At 70.1% G+C, this 17,370-nt stretch carries 14 protein-coding genes and 1 tRNA gene; 8 read left to right on the top strand and 7 right to left on the bottom strand.

Annotated features, from left to right (window positions below; translation table 11 throughout):
* Positions 1–141: 141 nt before the first annotated feature.
* The gene (locus IEZ08_RS31990) at positions 142–990 is read right to left on the bottom strand and encodes a replication-relaxation family protein (RefSeq protein ID WP_189243578.1); all 849 of its coding nucleotides are present in this window, start codon (positions 988–990) and stop codon (positions 142–144) included.
* Positions 991–2,002: 1,012 nt separating this feature from the next.
* On the opposite strand from IEZ08_RS31990, the gene IEZ08_RS31985 reads away from it, so the two are divergent.
* Positions 2,003–2,263, top strand: coding sequence for a DNA-binding protein (locus tag IEZ08_RS31985; RefSeq protein WP_203863580.1), 261 nt, complete (start codon positions 2,003–2,005; stop codon positions 2,261–2,263).
* A gap of 74 nt (positions 2,264–2,337) precedes the next feature.
* Positions 2,338–3,708, top strand: a complete 1,371-nt coding sequence (locus tag IEZ08_RS31980; protein ID WP_203863581.1) for a tyrosine-type recombinase/integrase — start codon at positions 2,338–2,340, stop codon at positions 3,706–3,708.
* A 131-nt stretch (positions 3,709–3,839) separates the two neighbouring features.
* Here the strand turns inward: IEZ08_RS31980 and IEZ08_RS31975 are convergent.
* Positions 3,840–3,913 (bottom strand) — tRNA-Ile (locus IEZ08_RS31975).
* 227 nt (positions 3,914–4,140) lie between these two features.
* On the opposite strand from IEZ08_RS31975, the gene galK reads away from it, so the two are divergent.
* The gene (gene galK, locus IEZ08_RS31970) at positions 4,141–5,262 is read left to right on the top strand and encodes a galactokinase (RefSeq protein ID WP_068922138.1); all 1,122 of its coding nucleotides are present in this window, start codon (positions 4,141–4,143) and stop codon (positions 5,260–5,262) included.
* Between the two features lie 4 nt (positions 5,263–5,266).
* Here galK and IEZ08_RS31965 read toward each other — a convergent pair whose 3' ends face one another.
* Positions 5,267–5,989 (bottom strand): FadR/GntR family transcriptional regulator, encoded by a 723-nt coding sequence (locus IEZ08_RS31965; protein ID WP_189243576.1) that lies wholly within the window; start codon positions 5,987–5,989, stop codon positions 5,267–5,269.
* A gap of 180 nt (positions 5,990–6,169) precedes the next feature.
* On the opposite strand from IEZ08_RS31965, the gene IEZ08_RS31960 reads away from it, so the two are divergent.
* Positions 6,170–7,504 (top strand): 2-isopropylmalate synthase, encoded by a 1,335-nt coding sequence (locus tag IEZ08_RS31960; protein ID WP_084779739.1) that lies wholly within the window; start codon positions 6,170–6,172, stop codon positions 7,502–7,504.
* On the opposite strand, the gene IEZ08_RS31955 is transcribed toward IEZ08_RS31960, so the two are convergent.
* Positions 7,492–8,142 carry a class I tRNA ligase family protein gene (locus tag IEZ08_RS31955; RefSeq protein ID WP_084779737.1) on the bottom strand — a complete coding sequence of 217 codons (651 nt, stop codon included), beginning with the start codon at positions 8,140–8,142 and terminating at the stop codon, positions 7,492–7,494. The two genes, IEZ08_RS31960 and IEZ08_RS31955, sit on opposite strands and share 13 nt — an antisense overlap.
* Positions 8,143–8,393: 251 nt before the next feature.
* Between IEZ08_RS31955 and IEZ08_RS31950 the strand changes: the two genes are divergently transcribed.
* A complete protein-coding gene (locus IEZ08_RS31950; RefSeq protein WP_189243575.1) occupies positions 8,394–8,894 on the top strand; it encodes a DUF402 domain-containing protein in 501 nt (166 codons plus the stop codon).
* Positions 8,895–9,018: 124 nt separating this feature from the next.
* On the opposite strand, the gene IEZ08_RS31945 is transcribed toward IEZ08_RS31950, so the two are convergent.
* Complete coding sequence (locus tag IEZ08_RS31945; protein WP_189243574.1) at positions 9,019–10,416, bottom strand: glycoside hydrolase family 16 protein; 1,398 nt, start codon at positions 10,414–10,416, stop codon at positions 9,019–9,021.
* Between the two features lie 302 nt (positions 10,417–10,718).
* On the opposite strand from IEZ08_RS31945, the gene IEZ08_RS31940 reads away from it, so the two are divergent.
* Complete coding sequence (locus IEZ08_RS31940; RefSeq protein WP_068922134.1) at positions 10,719–12,602, top strand: ABC transporter ATP-binding protein; 1,884 nt, start codon at positions 10,719–10,721, stop codon at positions 12,600–12,602.
* A gap of 75 nt (positions 12,603–12,677) precedes the next feature.
* On the opposite strand, the gene IEZ08_RS31935 is transcribed toward IEZ08_RS31940, so the two are convergent.
* Together IEZ08_RS31935 and IEZ08_RS31930 are read right to left on the bottom strand one after the other, a co-directional pair.
* Positions 12,678–13,451, bottom strand: coding sequence for an enoyl-CoA hydratase-related protein (locus IEZ08_RS31935; RefSeq protein ID WP_189243573.1), 774 nt, complete (start codon positions 13,449–13,451; stop codon positions 12,678–12,680).
* Positions 13,452–13,542: 91 nt separating this feature from the next.
* Positions 13,543–14,760, bottom strand: a complete 1,218-nt coding sequence (locus tag IEZ08_RS31930; protein ID WP_268249388.1) for a nitric oxide synthase oxygenase — start codon at positions 14,758–14,760, stop codon at positions 13,543–13,545.
* Between the two features lie 625 nt (positions 14,761–15,385).
* On the opposite strand from IEZ08_RS31930, the gene IEZ08_RS31925 reads away from it, so the two are divergent.
* Positions 15,386–16,018, top strand: coding sequence for a hypothetical protein (locus IEZ08_RS31925; RefSeq protein WP_189243572.1), 633 nt, complete (start codon positions 15,386–15,388; stop codon positions 16,016–16,018).
* Positions 16,019–16,323: 305 nt separating this feature from the next.
* Complete coding sequence (locus tag IEZ08_RS31920; protein ID WP_068922131.1) at positions 16,324–16,854, top strand: hypothetical protein; 531 nt, start codon at positions 16,324–16,326, stop codon at positions 16,852–16,854.
* Positions 16,855–17,370 lie beyond the last annotated feature (516 nt).

Here is a 17,370-nt window from a genome sequence, read left to right as displayed (position 1 = left end):
GTGCTCGCCGTACTCGAAGTTCTTCCCCGCCGCGTGTACGGCCTTCCACCTGGCGCGTGGCGGTCTTGAAGCGGAGACGGCTCGCGATCACCAAAGGTGATCACGAGAGTGGCACCGCCGGGATTTGTGAGCCGATTTCGATCACGGCGGAACGTCCGCCAACTCGATCAGCCGCCGCCGCGGTCCCTGCGATCCGCAGGGCAACCAGACGGGTCCGGCAGGGCCGTCGCCGATCAAGGTGTGGACGGCCGTGGCGACCGGCGCCTCGGGGACTCCGATGAGCTCGCGGAGGTTGGCCTCTCGCCGGGTGCTCGGCAGCCAGAGCAGGACGGGCGTGGTGATGCCCGTCGTCTCGGCGAGGTCGGCGTAGTCGTCGAGCTTCCGGACGACCTTGGCCAGTGGTTCGCTGCCGGTGTCGTGTTCGAGGAAGAAGTCGACCTGGTCACCGTTCTCGATCCAGCGGCCGTAGGCGTCCGGGCGGGCGAGATCGCCCCAGAGGGCGGCGCAGCGGCGTTCGCTCCACCACTCGGCGACCCGCGCCGAAGCGTGACTCTGCCGGGCGCTCCGGTGCAGGCAGGTGAAGAAGTCATTCACGCCGATCAGGTGGCCGAGGCGGGAGGAGAAGCAGATGCTCATCGCGGCGTCCCGGCGGTAGCCGAGCTGGGCGACGCTGATCCCCCGTTGGGCGGCCAGGACGGCGGCCCCGGCGGGGCCGAGGACCCAGTGGCAGGGTGAGGAGCCGGTCGGGGCCCACGGGCGGAAGCGTTCCAGCGCTGCCAGGCGGTGAAGGACGGCCAGGCGTCGCCGGGCGATCTGCGGCCGGGTGAAGAAGATGTGCTCGATCTGGTGAGTGGTGAGCACGCGGTGCTCGAACACCGTGGCCAGCAGGTCGTGGTCGCGGTCGGTGAGGCGGGCTGCGAGCTCGCCCATGAGGGACGGGTCGATGCGAGGACCGGTCGGCTGACGGAGACTGCGCGGGTTTCTTGCCATGGCCTGTGCTCCTTCGGTGGTACGGGTCTGCGGACAGCTACATGATCGGAAATCGGGTGCGCACGCCGCCGAGGGCTCACACATCGGCGGCCGGTAGCAGGACGGGCCGTTGGTGGCCGACGTCGGCGTCACGGCGTCAGGCTGGGACCCAATGGCGGGCTGTACGCCCCGCCCATCAGCGCGCCTGTCAGGGCGTGATTCGACGCGGTCACGGTCGGCCACGGCATTACTGAGACCGGGAAGCCAACCAGTGGCGAGCGTGGTCCCGGTAATGGCCTGGCAGAGGGAAGCGGATCGCGAAGAACGGTAGGAAGAAGGCTGGAACGTCAGGGCGGCACGGGACCCGGGATCCTTCGGGAGCCGGCGGGCTCTCCTCCTTCTCGCGAGATTACGGACTGGCCGGTGGGGACCGGTGGCGGGTGACTCCCGAAGCTCCAAGCCGTCCGTGCTGCCCTATCGCTTGTTAAAAGACTTGGGATTCAGGCCGGGTTGGGACACCGACCTTGGGGATTTGACTGGAAGATGGTCGGCCCGGAGGCCGGAAGACCACCGGCCAGGTGTCCATCAAGCCCCATGTCCGGAATCTGTCCGGGAAGTGTCCGAGAACGCTATGACCTGCGCTTATATGGCTTCTCAGAGCCGCCATCGGGCCTGCCGGCTGCGCTGATCGAACTCTTTACCGTCGTCGATGTCCGATCCGGTCCCATCCCACAGGTATTTCCCTAGCAGGGGACCAGGTGGCGCGGGATCCGGGCCACATCGGCATGACGACATCGCAGCATCCGAAGCACGAAACCGGGGCCGCTCTCCGGCACTGCATGCGGGACCACGCCACCGGCAGGCGAGACGAGAACCTTGACGGCCCGGCCCGAGGCAGGGGTGCATCCGTCCTGCCCCGGACGACTGACCGGCCGGAACCGCTCCGGTTCCGCGCCCCAGCCACCGTCCAGGGCCTGTCCAACAGGCGAGGGTCGAACGGCGGCGGTATACCGAGCGCAGTCAGGGAGCGGCTATGAACGCGCCCATGTCCCGGGCGGAGCTGCTGGCGCTGCCGCCGGTGATCGGCATCGTGACGGCAGGCAGGGTTCTCGGCTTCGGCCGGACCAAGTCCTACGAGCTGGCCCGCACGGGCGAGTTCCCCTGCCGGGTGATCCGCGTGGGCCGCTCTTACCTGGTCCCGACCGCGGTTCTGCTCGCGGTGCTCGGTCTGGAACCGAACCGTCCTCCCCTCGCCGACGTCCCCGACGACGACTCACGAGGTGCACATCAGTGAAGGGCTCCACCTACAAGCGTTGCGGCTGTCGTAACCCGGTGACCGGCAGGCAGTACCGCCCCAGCTGTCCGAAGTTGAAGAAGAAGGATCACGGCTCCTGGTGGGGCCGCTACGACTTGCCGCGCGGAGCAGACGGAAAGCGCAGACAAGAGAAGATCGGCCCCTACGCCACCAGGGCCGAGGCGGAGGCGGCGTTGGCCGAGGCCGTCGACGGGGCCAACAAGGGCACCAACCACGGGGTGAACCGGCAGACCTTCGGCGACTACCTCGACCAGTGGATCGCCGGCAAGGTCGGGCTGAGCGAGAACACCCGTAAGGGCTACCTGACGCACATCCGGCTCTACTACCGGCCCGGCCTCGGGCACGTCCGCATGTCCGACCTGCGCGACCACCACTTCGAGGAGCTGTACGCGGCCATGCGGCAGATCGGCCGCCTGGCCGACGGAGTGCGGCCGTCGCCGATGCTGCGCCGCCTGCTGGAGGCCCGCACCGACACCCAGCAGGCCCGGCGGCCGCTCAGCGCCTCGCGGATCAAGCGCATCCACGCGACCGCGACCAGTGCGCTGAACAGCGCGGTCCGCCGCAAGCGGATCCCCTTCAACCCCGCCGAGCACGTCGAGCTCGTGCCACCCCGCAGGCGGCGCCCGCTGGTCTGGACGGCCGAGCGGATCGAGCGCTGGCAGCAGACCGGCCGCCGCCCGGCACCGGTCATGGTGTGGACGCCGCAGCAGACCGGCGCGTTCCTGGACTTCGTCGCCGACGACACCCTCTACGCACTCTGGCACCTGCTGGCCTACCGTCCGCTGCGGCGCGGCGAGGTCGCCGGGCTGCCCTGGAGCGACGTCGATCTGGCGGCAGGGACACTCCTGGTCCGCGAGACCAATCCCGGTCACGTCCCCGGCGACGAGGATGACTGGGACGACCCCAAGAGCGACGCGGGCGAGCGCACCGTCACCCTGGACGACCAGACCGTCCAGGTCCTACGCGCCTACAAGAAGCGGCAGAGCGAGATGCGGCTCGCCCTCGGCACCGGCTGGGTGGACTCTGGCAGGGTCTTCACCAAGGAGACCGGCGAGGCGCTCAGCCCGGACGGCATCTCCCAGCGGTTCGACCGCTTCCTCACCCGCCACGCCACCATCCGCCGCAGGCACACGGAGGATGGCTGGAGCATCGATCGACTCGCCCGCGCGCACGCCGTGCCCGAGCGCGCCATCCTGACGACTCTCCAGGCCCCGCTGCCGCCGATCAGGCTGCACGACCTGCGGCACGGCGCGGCCTCGCTCATGCTCGCGGCGGGCGTGGACATCAACGTCGTCAAGGAGGAGTGCGGCCACGCCACAGCCGCCTTCACTCGCGACTTCTACCAGCACGTCTTCCCCGAGGTGGCCAAGGCCGCCGCCGAAGCCGTGGCGGCGATCGTGCCCCGATCCGCGCTCGGAAAGTGACCGCCACGAAGGGACGGGGAATCGCCCGATGGTCCAGCAACGGTCCGGCATGTGCCCACCGTGTGCCCACCCGGCGACAAGCCGGACATCCAAATGATCAGTAAAAGCGAACAACCGCAGGTCACAAGGGGTAGGGCGGGCGGGACTCGAACCCGCGACCAAGGGATTATGAGTCCCCTGCTCTAACCGGCTGAGCTACCGCCCCTCGCGCAAGCCGTACCAACGCATTCAACCAAAGGAGAGCCCCGTTCGCACATCCGGCGGGCCGCTTGATCCAAGATGTGACCTTTGTGCGCGAGATCGGACCGAGCGACGGGTGCCGGCACCGCGCTCGCAACGACGCGGGCGAGCCGGGCGCGTCGCCGTCGCGCCTACTGTCCCCGGGGGCGGAGCACTAGAGTACCGTGTGAGCCTGTTGAGGAGTGTTGGGTCATGCGCGTTATTGAAGCTTTTCGGGAGTCGTTCGGCGCCGAGCCGCGCGGGGTGTGGCACGCTCCGGGACGGGTGAACCTGATCGGGGAGCACACCGACTACAACGACGGGTTCGTACTGCCGTTCGCCGTGCCGTGGGGGGTCGCCGCGGCGGTCTCCCCTCGGGAGGACGACGTCGTACGGCTCCGCTCGCTCCAGGTGGACGGACCGGCGGTGACCGTCGGGGACCTCGACGGCGCCGAGGGGTGGGCCCGGTACGCCGTCGGGGTGGTCTGGGCGCTGCGTGAGGCCGGGCATCCGGTGCGGGGCGCGGACATCGTGCTCGACGGGGACGTGCCGCAGGGGGCGGGGCTGTCGTCGAGCGCCGCGCTGGAGGTGGTGGTCGGCCTCGCCCTCAACGAGCTGTACGGCCTGGGCCTCACCCCGATGGAGATCGCGCTGCTCGCCCAGAAGGCGGAGAACGACTTCGTCGGCATGCCGTGCGGGATCATGGACCAGGCGGCGTCGGCGCTCTGCGAGGAGGGCAGGGCGCTCTTCCTCGACTGCCGGACCCTCGGCACCAGGAACATCCCCTTCGACCTGGCCGCGCAGGGGCTCCAGCTGCTGATCGTCAACACCGGGGTCCACCACGAGCTCGCCGACGGGCAGTACGCCCGGCGGCGCCGGGACTGCGAGAACGCCGCCAAGCGGCTGGGTGTGGACGCCCTGCGCGACGTCACCGACCTGGCGGGCGCGCTGGCGAAGCTGAGCGGGGACGAGCGCAAGCGCGTGCAGCACGTGGTGACCGAGAACCACCGGGTGGAGGCGCTCATCGGGCTGCTGCGGGCGGGGGCGGTCCGGGAGATCGGGGCGTTGCTGAACGCCTCCCACCTGTCGTTGCGGGACCAGTACGAGGTGTCCTGCCCGGAGCTGGATGTGGCCGTGGAGGCGGCGATCCGGGGCGGGGCCCGGGGGGCGCGGATGACCGGGGGCGGGTTCGGCGGTTCGGCCATCGCGCTGGTCGCCGACGACCGGGTGGAGTCCGTGCGGGAGGCGGTGACGGCCGCCTACGCCGAGCGCGGCTGGGCGGCTCCGGAGATCTACCCCGCGACCCCGGCCTCCGGAGCCCGCCGCCTGGTCTGAGGCGTCACAGGGCGGCACCGGCGCCCTCGCCGGTCTGCGCCGTCTTGCGCAGGAGCTCCAGGGTGTGGTCCAGCTCGCCCTGGAGCGTACGGCAGGCCGCCTCGGCGTCTCCCCGCTCGACGGCCCGGACCAGGGCGGCGTGGGTGTCGTCCCCGGGGTTGCCGTCGTGCTCCCGGAGGCCGAGCAGGTCGACCAGGTCGACCAGCCCCTGCCGGAGCGCCGGGACGAACTCCGCGAACAGGTCGGTGAGCACGGGGTTGTGGGCGGCCGCCACGACCGCGGCGTGCAGGGCGATGTCGGCGTCGACGAAGGCGCCGTCGTCGCCTGCGGCGGCGGCGCGCCGGGCGGTCAGCGCCTCGTGGAGGGCGGCGATGTCAGCGTCGGTCCGCCGTTCCGCGGCCAGGCGGGCGGCCTGTACCTCGACGAGCGTGCGCACCTCGTAGACGTGGACGACGCCGGCGCGGCGGAGCCGGGCAGGCCAGTCCTCGGCGGGCTCGGTGGCGATGACGAAGACCCCGGAGCCCTGCCGGGCCTGCACCAATCCCGCCCCGGCCAGGGCGCGGACGGCCTCGCGCACGGTGGAGCGGCCCACGCCGAGCGTCTTGGCCAGGGTCGTCTCGCCGGGCAGCCTGGTGCCGACCGGCCACTCCCCCGAGGTGATCTGGTCGCGCAGGCGGCGGGTGGCCTGGTCGACCAGTGAGCTGGGGCTGAGGGCTCCGAGTGCCATTTCTACCTCTCAGGTTGTCTGAGGAGCTGAGGTGTGTTTAGCATACCGGTATGTCGCCGCACCGTCTCCTTCTCGGCCGCCGCGGCGGGGTCTGATCCGACCGGCACCCCGCCGCGGGTGCCGTGCTGCCGGTCCCTCCCCGACCACAGCCACGACAGCGACGACCGAAGGACAGACCTGATGAGCACGCTGACGAATCCGCAGCGCCCCAGCGGCATGCCGTACCGGAAGTACCTGCCCGCCCACGAGCGGGTCGAGATCGCCCTCACCGACCGCACCTGGCCGGCCCGCAGGATCACGCAGGCCCCGCTCTGGGTCGCCGAGGACCTGCGCGACGGCAACCAGGCGCTGGCCGAGCCGATGGACACCCCGCGCAAGCGCCGCATGTTCGACCTGCTGGTCGGGATGGGGTTCAAGGAGATCGTGGCCGGTTTCCCGGCGGCGAGCCGTACGGACTTCGACTTCGTCCGGCACCTGGCCGACACCGGCGCGGTGCCCGACGACGTGACCGTCTCGGTGCTCACCGGCGCCCGCGCCGACCTGATCGACCGGACCTTCGCCGCCATCGAGGGCCTGCCGAAGACGATCGTCCACCTCTACACCCCGACCGCCCCGGTCTGGCGGGAGGTGGTGCTCGGCCGTGACCGGGCGGAGCTCCACGCCATGATCATGGAGGCCGCCGCGCGCATGGACCGGCTGGCGGGGGAGGGCACCCGGTTCGAGTTCTCGCCGGAGGTGTTCAACATGACCGAGCCGGACTTCGCGCTGGAGGTCTGCGACGGTCTCACCGAGCTCTGGGACGCCTCCCCCGACCGGCCGGTGATCCACAACCTGCCCGCCACCGTCGAGATCGGCTACCCCAACATCTACGCCGACCAGATCGAGTACATGCACCGCCACCTGGGGCGGCGCGAGTCGGTCGTGCTCTCGGTCCACCCGCACAACGACCGCGGGACCGGAGTGGCCTGCGCCGAGCTGGCCATGCTCGCCGGCGCCCAGCGGGTGGAGGGCTGCCTGTTCGGCAACGGCGAGCGCACCGGCAACGTCGACCTGGTCACCCTCGCCCTCAACCTGTACTCACAGGGCGTGGACCCGATGCTCGACCTCTCCGACATCGACCTCGTCCGCCGGACTGTGGAGGAGTGCATCCGGATGCCGGTCCACCCCCGCCACCCCTACGGCGGCGATCTCGTCTACACCGCCTTCTCCGGCACCCACCAGGACGCCATCGGCAAGGGCCTGGCCCGCGCGGCCGAGGATTCCCACTGGTCCGTGCCGTACCTGCCGATCGACCCCTCCGACGTGGGCCGCACCTACGAGGCGGTGATCCGCGTCAACAGCCAGTCGGGCAAGGGCGGCGTCGCCTACCTCCTCCGCGAGCACTACGGGCTGGACCTGCCCGAGGAGCGGCGGGCCGACTTCGCCCGCGTCGTCCAGGCCGCGGCCGACGACAGCGGCCTGGAGCTCACGCCGCAGGACCTGTGGAAGCTCTACGACGCCACCTACCAGGACTGAGCTGGACCGGAGGTCTGCGCCCTGCCCGCGAGACGCGGGAAGAGCGGAACCGGCTCGGGCAGACGATCCCCCGGGGTTCCCGGGGTTCCCGGGGTTCCCGGACTCCCTGGGCTCCCCGTGGTTCCCGCGCACTGTACGGCGATGCGGGCCGCGGCGCCGCGGAGGAAGGGCGCGAGCAGGCCCGCCGGCTCGCGGCAGGTCTCCACGAGCGTGCCCAGGACCGGGTCGAGGCGCGGGGAGCCCTCCCGGGCGAGCTGCCACGGCCTGACCTGGCTCACGTAGCGGTTGGCGGCCTCGACCACCCCGTACACCACGCCGGTGGCCCGGCGGAAGTCGAAGGCGTCGAGAGCCTCGGCCACCGCTCCCGGGGCGCGCCGCCGTACCGCGTCCGGCTCCGGATCCCGGGCGGAGGGCACGGACCCGTCCCGGTACCGATGGACCATGCCCACCACCCGGTTGACGAGGTTGCCCAGCCCGTTGGCCAGCTCGTCGTCGTGCCGGGCGACGAGGCGCTCCACGGTGAAGTCGGCGTCGCCGACCCGCGGCACGTCGCGCAGGAGCCACCACCGCAGCGCGTCCACCCCGTACGCGGAGACCAGCTCCAGCGGATCGACGGCCGCCCCGCCGGGTTTGCTGATCTTGCGCCCGTCCGGTGGGGACGAGCGTTGACGTACGGGATGGTGGTGCTCAGGAGAACTCGGGGCATCGGAACCTCCGGTGACGGGGCTCCGGCAGCCAGGTCGAGGCCCCTGTTTCGGGGCCTCGGCAACGTGACCGGTGTCAGCGGGTCGTCATCACCTGGGCAGTCATACGATCACGGTACCTCCGGCGCCGACGCCGCCGCGAGCGGATAACCGCGCCGGAGTGCCCGAGCTCCTAGGGTCGGAGCATGCCCTTCGAAAACGTGAACGTCGTGTACCGCAAATTCGACGGTTCTCTGCACTGGCACCATCGCGGTCTGCTGCTCGGCGAGGACGAGCACGGCGTCTGGACCGGCTGCACGGCCGGTTCCAGCGGCAGCCGGGGTCACGAGCCCCCGGTCGTGTGGCCGCACGCGTTCGTGATGCTCTTCCCCCGCGACCAGTGGTGGACGGCCGTCTTCAACGCCCAGCCGGACAAGACCGAGATCTACTGCGACGTCACCACCGTGCCGGAGTGGAACGATGGGGAGGTCACCATGGTCGACCTCGACCTCGACGTGATCCGCATGCGCGACGGCCGGGTCTTCCTCGACGACGAGGACGAGTTCGAGGAGCACCGGGTCCGCTACGCCTATCCCGCGGACGTCATCGCCTCCGCCCGGGCCGCGGCCGAGCACCTCCTCGAGGCCGTCGCCACCCGTGCCGCCCCCTTCGCGGCCCGCCCGCGCTGGCTGGCCCACGTCACCTGACCCCGCCGCCCCGTCGTCCCGCCCGGTGGGAGGGGTACGGCTCCCGCACACTGGTGCGGGAGCCGGGGGGCTCGGCGGGAGCCGTACGGGCCCAGCCGCGGGACTCGGCGGGAGCCGTACGGGCTCAGTCGCCGAAGGAGAACCAGTTGAGGTTGACGAAGTCGGCCGGCTGCCCGCTGCTGAAGGTGACGTAGACCGTGTGGGTCCCGGTCACCCCTCTGATGTTGGCGGGAACCGTGCGCCAGCTCTGCCATCCGCCGGTGTTGCCGACGGCGAAGTCACCGATCGGGGCGGCCGTCGGGCTGCCGAGGCGGACCTGGACCAGCCCGCTGACCCCGGCCGGCGCCCCGGAGGCGACGCGCGCCCTGAACTGGGTGGCCGCCGTGCCGCCGAAGCGCACGTTGTCGAAGCGCAGCCAGTCGCCGTCGGCGATGCGGCTGACGTTCTGCCCGCCGCCGGTGTCCGTGGTGGTCTCCACCGAGGTGCCCGACTGCGCCTGGTACCGCTCGGCCTGGATGGTCGAGCGGGCGTCCACCCCGCCGGGGTCGCCGGTGGGGGTGACCGTGGGGGTGGGGGTGGGGCTGGGGCCGGAGCCGCTCTGCCAGACGGCCACGTAGTCGACGAGCATCGACCGGCCGGGAACGGTGGCGGCGGTCGGGGTCTGGCCGCCCAGCGCGTTGGGGAACGCCCCGCCCATGGCCACGTTGAGCAGCAGGAAGTAACCCTGGTGACCGGTCATGTTGTTCCAGGTCGTGGCGTCGAACCGGGACTGGCTGAGGCTGTGGAACAGCTGGCCGTCGACGTACCAGCGCAGCTGGTTCGGGGTGACGCTGCGGTCCCATTCGAAGCGGTAGGTGTGGAAGGCCGACTGGCAGGACGCTCCGGGGCAGGCCCTGCTGGCGCCGAGACCGGTGGACTCGTTGCAGGCTCCGCCGGGGTTCACGCCGCAGTGGAGCACGCCCCAGACGGAGTTGATCCCGTTGACGTTCTCCATGATGTCGAACTCGCCGATGGCGGGCCAGTTCTGGTAGTTGCCGCGGTACGGCGCGCCGAGCGCCCAGAAGGCGGGCCAGTAGCCCAGCGCGGCGTCGCCGGTGACGTTGGGCATCTGGATCCGGCCCTCGATGCGCAGGATGCGGCCGGCGGCGGGCTTGAAGTCCGAACGGCGGGTCTCGATGCGGGCCGAGGTCCACTCGGTGCCGTTCTTCAGCGGGGTGATGCGGAGGTTTCCGCCACCGTCGAGGCTCACGTTCGCGGGACTGTCGGTGTAGCGCTGGATCTCACCGGTGCCCCAGTTGGCGGGGCCGCCGGGGTAGTTGTGACCGATGTCGATGATCCAGTTGGTGGAGGAGGGCAGGGATCCGGCGCCGCCGTTGAAGTCGTCGCTCCAGACCAGCGACCAGCCCGAGGGGGTCGGTGGAACGGCGGCGTGGGCGGTGAGCGCGGTCACCGGCAGCACCAGTGCCGCGAGGATGACCGAGATCCAGGTAAGAGAGCGATTTCTGGATGGGGGGTGGCTCATGGCGGCCTCTCTCCGGGGGACGAGGGAGACGGTCGGATAACGCTGCAGCATGGAGACCAGGTGTGGCCACTGTGTCGCCTCGGTCAACTCAAGTCAATACTTTAAGTCGGATTTAAGAGAGCGCTCTCTAAGCGGGGAGCGGCCCGTCCGGGGAGCCGCAGGTCAACCCGACACCCGCCGGACGGCAGTTGACCTCAACAAAGATTGAGGTTTTAGGGTCTTCCCATGAAGACACGTGAGGGACTCTCCATGAACGGGCGGCACGCGATCTCGCGCCCCCGACTCTTGACGGGCGGTGCGCGATGAGCATGGAGGTGACCGCCTGGAACATGCTGTACCGGACCATGAACGCCCAGAACGACCGGCGTCCGGTCTCCATGGCCACGCTGCGGCGGATCGGCGCCTTCGCCCGGCCGCACCGGCGGCGTCTGACGTTGTTCCTGCTGCTCAGCGTTGTGACGGCGATTCTGACGGTGGCCACGCCGGTGCTCGCGGGCGAGGCCGTCGGCGCGATCGTCGGGGGCGCGGAGGCGGGCGTCGTCACCGGGCTGGCGGCGCTCATCGCCGTCATCGCGGTGGCGGAGGCCGGTCTCGGCCTGCTGACGCGGTGGTTGTCGGCGGGCATCGGCGAGGGCCTGATCCTCGACCTGCGCACCGCCGTCTACGACCACGTGCAGCGCATGCCGGTCGCCTTCTTCACCCGGACCCGGACCGGCGCGCTGGTCAGCCGGTTGAACAACGACGTCATCGGCGCGCAGCGGGCCTTCACCGACACCCTGTCCACCGTGGCGGGCAACCTGGTGACGCTCGTGCTCACGCTGGCCGTGATGATCCGTCTCTCCTGGCAGATCACCCTGCTCGCGCTGCTGCTGCTCCCGGTGTTCGTGCTGCCCGCGCGGCGGATGGGCGCGCGGCTGGCGCGCCTGCGGCACGAGGCGGCCGACCACAACGCCGCGATGGGCACGCAGATGACGGAGCGGTTCTCCGCGCCCGGCGCGATGCTCGTGAAGCTCTTCGGCCGGCCCGCCCGGGAGTCGGCCGAGTTCGCCGCGCGGGCCGGGCGGGTGCGGGACATCGGGGTGCGCACGGCGATGGTGCAGTCGGCGTTCGTCACCGCGCTGACCCTGGTCTCGGCGCTGGCGCTGGCGCTGGTCTACGGCCTGGGCGGGTTCTACGCGCTGCGGGGGCAGCTGGATCCGGGGTCCGTCGTCGCGCTCGCGTTGCTGCTCACCCGCCTGTACGCGCCGCTGACCGCGCTGGCCGGAGCCCGGGTGGACGTGATGAGCGCACTGGTGAGCTTCGACCGGGTCTTCGAGGTGCTCGACCTCAAGCCCATGATCACCGACCGGCCGGACGCCCGGCGGGTGCCCGACGGGCCGGTGTCGGTGGAGTTCGAGGACGTGCGCTTCGGATACCCGTCGGCGGAGAAGGTCTCGCTCGCGTCCCTGGAGGAGGTGGCGAACCTCGACACGCGGGGCGGCGCCGAGGTGCTGCACGGCGTGTCGTTCCGTGCCGAGCCGGGGCAGATGGTCGCCCTGGTGGGGTCGTCGGGCGCCGGGAAGTCGACGATCGCGCAGTTGCTGCCGCGGCTGTACGACGTCGAGGGCGGCGCCGTACGGCTGTCGGGGGTGGACGTGCGGGATCTGTCGGCCGAGTCGATCCGCGAGACGGTCGGGATGGTGACGCAGGACGGCCACCTGTTCCACGAGTCGATCCGCGAGAACCTGCTCCTGGCTCGGCCGGAGGCTCGGGAGGAGGAGCTGTGGGAGGCGCTGCGCCGCGCCCGGCTCGACGACCTCGTCGCCGCGCTGCCCGACGGCCTGGACACCGTCGTGGGCGAGCGCGGCTACCGGCTCTCCGGCGGGGAGCGCCAGCGGCTGACGATCGCGCGGCTGCTGCTGGCCCGCCCCCGGGTGGTGATCCTCGACGAGGCCACGGCGCACCTGGACTCCACCTCGGAGGCGGCGGTGCAGGCGGCGCTGGGCGAGGCGCTGGACGGGCGGACCGCCCTGGTGATCGCGCACCGGCTCTCCACCGTGATCGCCGCGGACCTGATCCTGGTGGTCGAGGACGGACGGGTCGTCGAGCGCGGCACGCATGCCGAGCTGCTCGCCGCCGGTGGCCGCTACGAGGAGCTGTTCCGGACCCAGTTCGACCAGCCGGCGGACCTGGAGGCCGCCGCCTGACCGGGCGGCCCCCTGACCGGGCGGCTCGCCGTACGTGGACCGGGAGGGGACCGCGCGCCGCTTCGCCGTACGGCGCTACAGCGGCGGGAACTCGGGGGCGCGGCGTTCCAGGAAGCTGGCGACGCCCTCGGCGAAGTCCGGGCGGCCGAAGGACTCGACCATCATGCGGACGGCGGCCGACTCGGCCGCGTCGAGGGTGGTGCTCCAGTCGCTCCAGATCTGCTGCTTCATCACCGCCATGGAGGCCGGGGAGCTGTGGGTGGCGAGCTCGCGGGCGTAGGCCAGGGTCTCCTCCATGAGGTTCTCGCCGGGGACCGACCGGGCGACCAGGCCCAGCTCGTAGGCCTCGGCGCCGGTGAAGGTCCGGCCCGACAGCAGCAGGTCCATGGCCCTGGCCTGACCGATCAGGCGGGGCAGGACCCAGGAGAGGCCGTACTCGGCGATCAGGCCGCGGCGGGCGAAGGCGGTGGTCCACTTGGCCTCCGCGGCGGTGAAGACCAGGTCGCAGTAGAGGGCGTGGACCATGCCGAGCCCGGCGCAGGCGCCGTTGACGGCGGCGATGATCGGCTTTCTGATGGTGACCGGGAAGGAGTTGGGGCGCTTGTCGGGCTCACTCTCGTAGGAGCCGTCCTGGATGGCGTTCAGCGTCTGGAAGTCGGCCCCGGCGCAGAAGCCCCTCCCCGCCCCGGTGACCACGATCACCCGGACGTCGGGGTTCTCCTCCGCCTCCGCCAGCTGGTCGAAGTAGCGCCGTCCCATCGCGTCGGTCCAGGCGTTGAGCCGGTCCGGCCGGTTGAAGGTCAGCGTCAGCACGCCGTAGTCGAGCGACGGCAGTACCAGGTCCAGCATCTCAGCGCCCCTTCCCTCTTCCCTGCGAATACAGAATAACGTTCTACACCTTTTCTCCTTCCCGCGACAGCGCGGCCCCGGCGACGGCGTCCTACGACAGGGCGATGCAGCGGCCCAGCCCGCGGTCGACCGAGTCACGGTGGTGGACGAAGTTCGGCGACAGCTGCCGGTCGTCGTAGTAGCGGTGGAAGACGGGGGTCGCCGAGGCCGAGATGGGCGGAACGATCCAGCTCCAGTCGGCCGGGCAGAGCCGGCCCGCCCGCTCCTCCCGGTCGAGGTGGGTCAGGAAGCGCCGGGACTCGGTGTGGTGGTCGGTCATGGTCACCCCCGCCCTCTCGAAGGAGTGCAGCACGGCGATGTTCAGCTCCACCAGGGCGTAGTCCCGCCAGAGCGAGCGGTCGGTGCCGGTGTCCAGACCCATGGCGCGGGCGACGGTGGGCAGGAGGTCGTAGCGATCGGCGTCGGCCAGGTTGCGCGCGCCGATCTCCGTTCCCATGTACCAGCCGTTGAACGGTGCCGCGCGGTAACAGATCCCGCCGATCTCCAGGCACATGTTCGAGATGGCCGGTACGGCGTGCCAGCGCAGCCCGAGCCGTTCGAACCAGGGGTAGACCGGGTGGGTCAGCGGCACCTCCAGCACCGCGTCTCCGGGGATCGTCGACAGCAGCGGCGACCCGCCCCCGATCGAGACGGCCAGCGGCAGCACGTCGAACGGGGTGCCGGGGCCTCCCGGCCAGCCGAGCTTGCGCAACATGGTGGTGAAGCGGCCGTAGCGGGGGTCGCCGACGAGCGAGCCGTCGTCCATCTCGTACCCGGCGTACCGGATGAGCTGCTCGTTCCAGATCCTGGGGCCGGGCACCCCCGGCCGGTCGGGGGCGAACACCGTGATCGTCGGGCGGATGCGGCGGCCGGGCGCCGCATCCCGCAGGTGGTTCACGCACTCCACCGCGACACCCTCGGGGGTGTCCACGTGCCTGCGGTCGCGTACGCGCAGCGAACGCCAGTAGAGCCGCCCGATGCACTTGCTGCTGTTGCGCCAGGCCACCCGGGCACCGAAAGCCAGCTCGCCGGGCGTGTGCGTGTAGGTCCCCGTTCTCGCGATCTCGGCCCGCACTTCGCGCAGGCGCGACTTCAGCGGTCCCGCCGCGGGGTTCTCGGCGTGGAACATCATCAGGAATTCCTCGGCGGCCGCCGGGTCGGCGTACCCCGCCGAACGTTCTGGGGCTCCTCCTGGGAGACCGTGGACACCGTGGACCGGCTCCGGCTCTCTCCGCCGGGACCTTCGCCAGGTCAGCAACTGAACAACCACCCATGCGTGGCTCACAGGCACGGCGACCGTTCCGGGCGGCGCGGTGCCCTTTCCGCAGCGGCCCTTCCCCGCTGCGATCGTCACAGTCCGCGGCAACCTCGCACCCGAGCCGTCTCGCCCGCGCCATCAGGCGCGATCACGACGACGCGGAGTGCGCTGTTCATCATCTTCCGTGATTCCCCATATTTTGTCCTCCAAAAAGAGGACGAGAAGCAGCAAGGCCCCGAAAGCATTGCTCCCGGGGCCTTCGTCTTGCGGCTCCCGCGATAGGACTCGAACCAGGATCTCCCCATTTGGATCAGTTCGCACGGATTCAGGCACGAGGTCTCCCGGTCAACCTAGTTCAGTCACGTTCGCGCTCGTTCACCCTGGATGGCTCCCGATCTGGCTCCCCTCCAGCCTGTCAGCCAATCACGGCGATCGGATGATGCGGTCTGTCGACGTCATGCGGTCTCACACGTAGCACCGGGCACTGAGGTTTTTCATCCTCGGTGGATAGGCGGCTGGTCACAGCGTGATCGCGGGTCCGGTGTTCGCCCGATGATGTAGAACAGCCCCTGGTAGGCGGATGATCACCACAATGCCGGTAAGCGGTAACGGATCTCGATTCATCTACCCTGTCGTGGTGCCCACTGACATCTACGGTTTCATCGAGGTCCGGCACCCGTCCGCTGACGAGGACGGGTACGAGGGTGAGCCGTGGTTGACGTCCATGTCCCTCTATCCGCTCCATGACGGCAGCGATTATGTGGCCTTCGGTTGCCTCTTCGGGATCCGCAACTGGCTTGGATGGCCTCCGGTCGCGGCCGGCCGCGGTCTACCAGCCGATGTGTCGGAACGGGTCCGTGCCGACTACGAAGGCTGCGCACGATCCGATGCTGCCGTACACGGCTGCACGTGGGTCTCCTGGTCGCAGCTTCGTGATCTCGACATGTCTGCCCGTCCTGCGGCCCGGGGAATGCTTGAAGTTCGATCAGGGCCGACCTCCATGCCCCATACGATCCGCAGATACCGGATCGACGACCGATGGCCCGACGAGGTCGTTGAGCAGTACGGCACGCCGCCGCTGGACGTCTCGCCCACCGTGGTCCCAGCAGGCCGGTGGCAGGTCGCCGGAGCGACGCTCGAATACGGCCCGGTGACACGGCTGCACGCGCTGGGACCGGGGACGGGATGGGAGCACGTCTTTAGCGTGATGCGGGCTTTGGCTGAGCGGTTCGGAGACGACGGTGTGCGGCTGGTCGTCTGGTTCGACTGAAGGTGATCACGGGCTTTCGAGGCTTCGGGCGCGATAGAGGATGAAAAGTTCACTGACTCCTTGGGTGTGAAGCAGACGTGCTGATCACGCAACGTGGTGTTTCACCTGGTGACCCTCACGATTGGCGTGCATTGACATGCATGGCCGCGTCGCCATGTGCGCCCCGGACGTCACTCACTTTGCCACTCGATGGTTGCGCCTCCCGAACTGAAGGCCGGGTTCTGTTCGAGGCGACTCGTTGACCTCGGGTTCGCCTATTGTGGGCTCAACCATCTTGTCGGTGAGGGTGTCTACGCTTCACTCCCATGGACAATGATGAGACTCGCACTGTACGACTGACGGTCGAAGTTCAAGATTGCGGTATCGCCCATCTGCTGGATAAGAACCCGGGTGGATACGGCGATACACCGGCTCAGTCCATCGGGTTCATCGAGGTCGAGCAGGGGTGCGTCAATCTCCATATCACCCACCAATGGGGGCCGGCCAACTTCACCGTGACCGTTGCGGACCAGGACCCTGGGGCGGCTCTTGCGGCATACGAAGACATCATGGAAATCGGCTTCGTGTCCATGTCGGGCGAGGTAGAGATGACTGGATTCACCTTCGATGAAGCCGTGATGTGCCCCGTGCCATGTCTCCCGGCCGGCCCTGGCACCTACCGCATTCGATATCACGTCAAAGGCATGGATCTTGAGGGCGCGGAGGACGCCGGTGATGACCACTACCTTCAGATATGGCCCGCCCCCTTGGCAGACCCCATGGTGGTGAAGTCGACGAGTGTCGCTTCCGAGTACTTCCGAGACCCAGAGAAGTACCAACGGGACCATGGATTGTGAGCATGGGCCAGCAACTCCCTCCTGGCCTGCCCCGTCTGCCGTCGTCCCACCCGCAGGGATGGCGGGCCAGCCGTGGGGCTGTCCGGCCGCGCGCCCGGCGTCACGTCCGCGATGGAACGAAGGCGGCCCCGCGGCTGGTCTGCTAGGGCTTGTCCTGGAGCGACGGCAGGCGGGCAGGCTTCCGCCGCAACCACTCCACCACCGCACGCTGTGATCTTGGCCTGCCCGGAGCCGGAGTGCCCCCGCCGGAGGCATGCAGTAAGGCCAGCCCTGTGTCTGCGCGCGCCTGCGCGGATGAGCTCAACCCCGTGACCCGGGTGTGCGCTTCCCCGGCCTCGCGGCCCTGTCCTCTCGTCCGCGCCTGCCGACCGGCGCTGTGCGGGCCGGTCGCAGAGCCCCAGCGGCGTGGCCGGCCCGCGTCGAGTCGACGGCGCGTGCGGCCCGGTCAGGGCCGCTTTAGAGCGTGACTCATTTGGTGGTCGCTCGTTTGATATGGCATGGATGCGTTCCTTCAGC

The sequence above is a fragment of the Planobispora rosea genome (assembly GCF_014648175.1).
Classification (GTDB): Bacteria; Actinomycetota; Actinomycetes; order Streptosporangiales; family Streptosporangiaceae; genus Planobispora; species Planobispora rosea.
The sequence above is the reverse complement of the archived record's forward strand: the minus strand, read 5'-3'. Positions and strand labels throughout refer to the sequence as shown.